This window comes from Micromonospora sp. DT4 (assembly GCF_049841675.1).
In the GTDB taxonomy this organism is placed as follows: domain Bacteria; phylum Actinomycetota; class Actinomycetes; order Mycobacteriales; family Micromonosporaceae; genus Micromonospora.
In genome coordinates this window covers 1-5,143 of sequence record NZ_JBNCKT010000199.1, presented here as the reverse complement: position 1 = coordinate 5,143, position 5,143 = coordinate 1, and the positions used below count along the sequence as shown (strand labels likewise).

Genomic DNA, 5,143 nt, shown 5'->3' with positions numbered 1-5,143 from the left:
AGCCGACGCGCGTCCCGCACCGTAACGCCCATACACCCCAAACGATCACAAACCATTTGGGTTACGGGTCAAATAACCGGATCTTCGGGAGGCTGTGACGAGGGTTTTTTCTCCCGCCGAGACAACGTTTTCCGCCACGTGTCGACGGCCTACCTGGTTCGATGTCGATTCGATTACCGCCGCAATCCCGATCGGGAGAACGGCCGGAGGTGGCCACCCGAAGGGATCGACGCCGACGTCCACTCGCACCTAGCATGGCGACGAATGGATCTTCGCGACTGGCCCCTGCCGAGACCCGGCAACCAGCCCGACCGAAGTGCGACGCGCATGCGTCGGCCCCGCCATCTGGCACTTCTCAGCGTCGGCGTGTCCGGCGCACTGGCCCTGAGCGCGACACCGACACCGGCAGTCGCTCAGCCCACGGCACCCGCGCCCACCGGCATCGTGGTGGCCGACGGCATGACCCAACCGGTGTTCTCGCTCGCCGACGCCATCGAGGAACGGGTGTACGTCCAGACCCGGTGGACACCGACCACGACGGCCGTCCCGACCGGGTGGCGATCGACATCTCCCGGCCCCGGGAGACCGCCACCGAGGGCTTCAAGGTGCCGGTGATCTTCGAGCACAGCCCGTACCGCAAGGGCACCTGGGGCAACGTGCCGTACCCGAGCGTGCACGCCCGGTGGTTATGCCGGATCGCCCGGAGGACGATCGCCGACGCCGGCTCGCGCCCGGCCGACCCCGCGCCCCCAGCGCCTCCACCGCCTCGTCCGGGCGGTCCGCTGCCTCGTCCGGGGCCGCCGGGCCCGCCGGTCCGTGCGGAGGCCCGCGCGGCCGAGGAGCCGGATCAGCAGCCAGCAGAACAACGCCAACGTGCCGAACAGGGCGATGGTCACGATCCGCCAGCGCATGCTGTCGACCTGGAGCATCTCCGGCAGCAGCGCCGCGACGCCGGCGACCGCGGTAACCGAGAACAACCACTGGAGGCGTTGCTGGAACAGCGCCGTCTGCAACCCGAAGAGCTGGCTCAGATTGCTGCGTAGCAGTTCGAGGCGCTGCCGCGCGGCCTGCAGGTGCCGGGGAACCCGCAGCCCGTCGATGAGGAACGTGGCCACCGCGATGCGCATGGGATCGCGGTACATGAGGTCCACGTTGCCGACCTCGGCCAGACCTCGGCTCAGTTGCAGTTGGACCCGCGCCAGTTGGGTGATGCGCGCGCCGAGCGAGTGACCCGGCCCGACGAGTTCGTCGCGGTCGTTCGGGTCCACGCCCACCCACAGTTGGCAGAAGAACCACTGGGCGTGGATCTGGCCGTACATGTCCTGGACCATGCGGACCGCCGCCGGCGCTGCGTCCGCCCCGTCGTGCAGGACCGCCACGGTGGACCAGCCGGTGGTGCGGACCAGCAGACCGGGCAGGCGCAGCGGCCCGTCGTCGGCGGCCGGGCCCGAGGTCACCGGCAGCGCGGAGAGCCGCAGCAGCGACTCCACGAGCGGGTCGTCCTGGGCCAGCTCGGGACCGCGCAGGGCGAAGAACTGGCGCATGTTCTGGAACGGGTAGCGGCGTTCCCGGGGCTCGAAGCCGGCCGACTCGCGCAGGATGGCGCGGACCGCCTGGACGTGGGCGGACACCGTCAGCCCACCGTGTTCCCGGGGCTCGGCCTCGATCATGTCGAGGTGCCCGGCCAGGTTCGACGAGAAGGTGTCCAGGTCGCGCAGGTGCCGGAAGTAGTCGAGGGTGTTCTCGCGCACGAGGTCGTCGTAGAACCGGCAGATGTCCTCGGTGCTGGCCGCGGGCTGCGGCACGGCGAACCGCAGGTCCACCGAGATCACGCCGAGCGCCGGGTAGATCACGATCTGGGTGCTGGTGGCCCACGTCGTACGGCCGATGCGTACCGGCGACGTGCCGAGGGAGATCTGCAACACCGGCGGATGGGTGGCCAGGTACGAAATGTTGTAGGCCCGGGTCTCCTCGTGCTGGACGGCGTGGACCGAGGTGACGCCCAGGCTGGCCAGCAGCGGGAGCGCCGGCTCCACGTCCTGCACCGTGCCGCCGAGGTCGAACTTGACCGGCACGTACACGTGATCTATATCGAGGGTCACGTATACATTCTGGGCGTACGGCACAACCTGGTTAGGCGCCGACGCGGACTACAACTGGTCGACGTGGTCGCGCCACGAGTGCCGGGGCTCATAGCCGAGCACGCGCCGCGCCTTGTCGATGCTGAGCAGGGTCTCGTGCTCGCCGAGCTCCTTGCGGATCTCGACGCTCGGGTAGACCTCGGCCATCAGGCTGGCGCTCGATGAGGTCATGACCGTGTCGGCGTTGGCGATGATGAAGACGTCCGCGCCGGGCCGGTCGTACGCGAGCGCCCGCTCGACCGCCTGGGCGCCGTCGCGCGAGTCGATGTAACCCCACAGGTTCCACCGCCGCGAGCGCGGATCGGCGTCGAAGGAGGGGAACGGCAGGTAGTCCTCGACGTCCATCACGTTGGAGAACCGCAGGCCCACCATGACCAGCTCCGGGTCCCAGCGGCAGAAGTGCCGCGCCATCTCCTCCTCGAGGGCCTTGTTCAGCGAGTACGTCGACTCCGGCCGTGGCGCGTACTCCTCGTCGACCGGCGCGTACGGCGGCGGGGTGTCGAACGGCAGCCCGAGTACCGTCTCGCTGGACGCCCACACCACCCGTTTGATGCCGGCGGCCCGGGCGGCGGCGAAGACGTTGTACGTCGCGGCGGAGTTGTTCGCGAACGTGGCCGCGTTCGTCATCAGCCCGGGCGCCGGAACGGCGGCCAGGTGCACGACCGCCTCGACGCCACCGGCGTGCTCGTCGGCGCCCCCGGTGAAGGCCTCGACCACCTGCCCGTAGTCGGTCAGGTCGACGATGAGGAACTCGCCGTCGACGTCGCGGGGGTCACGGCCGCCGACGCGGTCCACGGCCAGCACGTCGACGCCGACGCCCCGCAGGTGGGCGACCACGGCGCGGCCGAGCTTGCCGGTGGCGCCGGTGACGACGACGCGTCCGGGGAGTGCGGAGTCGGTCATGAACCCATCCTCGCCGGCCGGCCCGGGCAGCTCGCACGCGGGTGCGTCCCTGTTCGCCACCCGCCGCTACGATCAGGAATCGAGAAGTGACCGCCGCCGATCCTCCCTAACATGACCAGCATGGACATCACCATTCACACGACAGTTCTCCCGCACGTCGACCCGGATGCCTCGGTGGCCTTCTACCGCGACGTCCTCGGCTTCGAGGTCCGCAGCGACGTCGGGAAGGGCACGATGCGGTGGATCACCGTCGGTCCCGTCGACCAGCCCGGCACGTCCATCCTGCTGGCTCCGCCGGCGGCGGACCCGGGCATCACCGAGAACGAGCGTCGCACCATCGCCGAGATGATGGCCAAGGGCACCTACGGGTGGATCCTGCTGGCGACCCGGGACCTGGACGGCACGTTCGAGAAGATCCAGTCCGGCGACGCGGAGGTCGTCCAGGAGCCGACCGAGCAGCCGTACGGCATCCGTGACTGCGCCTTCCGCGATCCCGCCGGCAACATGGTCCGTATCCAGGAGCTGCGCTGAGCCATGTGTCTCGCCGCCTGGGGGCGCGCACGCGCCGAGCAGCAGCTCCTGAACGACCTCGAACGACTGCGTCACGTGCCGGACCTGCCGTTGGTCGCGGCGGGGCGACCGAACCGATCAGGGATCACGAGGCCGACGGGAAGACATGGCGAGTGAGCCACCGCGCAGCCGTGACGAGCGGCTGAGGGACACGCGCGGGAGACTGGAGAACGACATCGACCTGTGGGTCGCCACGTCGGGCTCCCCCGGCGGCGCGCACCTCGTCCCTCTCTCCTTCCTCTGGGACGGGAGCGTGTTTCTCATCTCGACGCCGCGCGCCTCGGTCACCGGCCGCAACCTGCTCGGGGATCGTCGGGTGCGGCTCAGCCTGGGAACGACACGGGACGTCGTGATCGTCGACGGCGCCGCCGAGGCGGTGGACACCGCCGACCTCGGCCACGAGAGGCGAGCGGCGTTCGCCGCCAGGACCGGTTTCGACCCGAGCGGAAGCGCGGAGCCCTACCAGTACTTCGTGATCCGGCCGCGGCGCGTCCTGGCCTGGCGGGAGGCGAACGAGCTGAAGGGACGCGTCCTCATGCGCGACGGCAGTTGGCTCGATTGAGTCACCCGGCGTTCCGCGTGCCGCGTTCCGCGTCCTGGCGTGCGTGCGCCGGCCGGGTGCGTACCGTGCAGGGGTAATCGCTCATGAGGAGGAGATCCATGTCCAAGCCACCGCTTCCCGAGGCCGCGGTCGAGATGCTCAAGAAGCCGAACCCGGCTGTCATGACCACGCTTCGCAACGGTGGTCAGCCGGTGTCCGCCGCGACCTGGTACCTGTGGGAGGACGGCCGGATCCTGGTCAACATGGACGAGAGCCGCCGCCGGTTGGAGCACGTCCGCAACGACCCTCGGGTCTCCCTCACGGTGCTGGACGAGGCCGGCTGGTACACCCACGTCAGCATCGTCGGGCACGTCACCGAGCTGCGCGCCGACGAGGATTTCGCGGACATCGACCGCCTGTCCCGGCACTACACGGGCAATGCCTACCCCCGGCGTGATCGCGGTCGGGTCAGCGCCCTGATCGAGATCGACCGCTGGCACGGCTGGGGCTCGATGAAGGACAACAGCCAGGTCGGCTGACCCGCGGAGGCGGCGGTGGCGAATGAGCGGCTATTGACCGCTGAGCGTGATCGGCTTAACTTCATCAATCAGATAAGTGTCTTTACTAATTCTGCTTGATCCCTCGTGGGAGTGCCGATGCGTCAACTGCGCCACCGCCGCCTCACCGCCGTCGTCGCCCTGGCGACCCTGCTGATCACCGCCGCGCCGCCCGCCGCCGCGAACGCCACCGCCAGGCCCGACCGCCAGCCCGGCTACCACCGGGTCGGCTACTTTACCCAGTGGGGCATCTACGGCCGGGCGTTCCCGGTCAGGAAGCTCGACACCTCCGGGGCGGCGAGCCGCCTCACCCACGTCGACTACGCCTTCGGCAACATCAGCGAGGACGGCCGCTGTTATTGACCCGTAAGGCAAATAGTTGATGGTCAGGAGGCGGCGTAGCGGACTTCGGGCTTGCGGAACAAGGATTT

The 5,143-nt window shown here is 69.4% G+C and carries 7 protein-coding genes; 4 read left to right on the top strand and 3 right to left on the bottom strand.

Translation table 11 applies throughout. The features are described from left to right. Window positions 1-413 precede the first annotated feature (413 nt). The 3 genes from ACLQ24_RS28445 to ACLQ24_RS28435 all read right to left on the bottom strand — a co-directional run bounded on the left by ACLQ24_RS28445 (window position 414) and on the right by ACLQ24_RS28435 (window position 3,044). A complete protein-coding gene (locus ACLQ24_RS28445; protein ID WP_425894817.1) occupies window positions 414-536 on the bottom strand; it encodes a hypothetical protein in 123 nt (40 codons plus the stop codon). A gap of 150 nt (window positions 537-686) precedes the next feature. Next, window positions 687-2,102: a hypothetical protein gene (locus ACLQ24_RS28440; protein ID WP_425894816.1), complete on the bottom strand. Its 1,416-nt coding sequence runs from the start codon at window positions 2,100-2,102 to the stop codon at window positions 687-689. A 48-nt stretch (window positions 2,103-2,150) separates the two neighbouring features. Beyond that, window positions 2,151-3,044: an NAD-dependent epimerase/dehydratase family protein gene (locus ACLQ24_RS28435; protein ID WP_425894815.1), complete on the bottom strand. Its 894-nt coding sequence runs from the start codon at window positions 3,042-3,044 to the stop codon at window positions 2,151-2,153. A gap of 120 nt (window positions 3,045-3,164) precedes the next feature. On the opposite strand from ACLQ24_RS28435, the gene ACLQ24_RS28430 reads away from it, so the two are divergent. The 4 genes from ACLQ24_RS28430 (at window position 3,165) to ACLQ24_RS28415 (ending at window position 5,075) form a co-directional block, all read left to right on the top strand. Continuing rightward, window positions 3,165-3,575, top strand: coding sequence for a VOC family protein (locus ACLQ24_RS28430; protein WP_425894814.1), 411 nt, complete (start codon window positions 3,165-3,167; stop codon window positions 3,573-3,575). Between the two features lie 145 nt (window positions 3,576-3,720). Further along, window positions 3,721-4,176, top strand: coding sequence for a pyridoxamine 5'-phosphate oxidase family protein (locus tag ACLQ24_RS28425; protein WP_425894813.1), 456 nt, complete (start codon window positions 3,721-3,723; stop codon window positions 4,174-4,176). A gap of 98 nt (window positions 4,177-4,274) precedes the next feature. Further along, on the top strand, window positions 4,275-4,694 hold the full coding sequence (locus ACLQ24_RS28420; RefSeq protein WP_425894812.1) for a PPOX class F420-dependent oxidoreductase: 420 nt from the start codon (window positions 4,275-4,277) through the stop codon (window positions 4,692-4,694). A gap of 117 nt (window positions 4,695-4,811) precedes the next feature. Further along, window positions 4,812-5,075 carry a hypothetical protein gene (locus ACLQ24_RS28415; RefSeq protein ID WP_425894811.1) on the top strand — a complete coding sequence of 88 codons (264 nt, stop codon included), beginning with the start codon at window positions 4,812-4,814 and terminating at the stop codon, window positions 5,073-5,075. Window positions 5,076-5,143 lie beyond the last annotated feature (68 nt).

What these genes read in the sequence shown, in the direction of transcription:
- ACLQ24_RS28435 (WP_425894815.1), bottom strand. Translation starts at nt 3,044, where the DNA reads ATGACCGACTCCGCACTCCCCGGACGCGTCGTCGTCACCGGCGCCACC.
- ACLQ24_RS28430 (WP_425894814.1), top strand. Translation starts at nt 3,165, where the DNA reads ATGGACATCACCATTCACACGACAGTTCTCCCGCACGTCGACCCGGAT.
- ACLQ24_RS28425 (WP_425894813.1), top strand. Translation starts at nt 3,721, where the DNA reads ATGGCGAGTGAGCCACCGCGCAGCCGTGACGAGCGGCTGAGGGACACG.
- ACLQ24_RS28420 (WP_425894812.1), top strand. Translation starts at nt 4,275, where the DNA reads ATGTCCAAGCCACCGCTTCCCGAGGCCGCGGTCGAGATGCTCAAGAAG.
- ACLQ24_RS28415 (WP_425894811.1), top strand. Translation starts at nt 4,812, where the DNA reads ATGCGTCAACTGCGCCACCGCCGCCTCACCGCCGTCGTCGCCCTGGCG.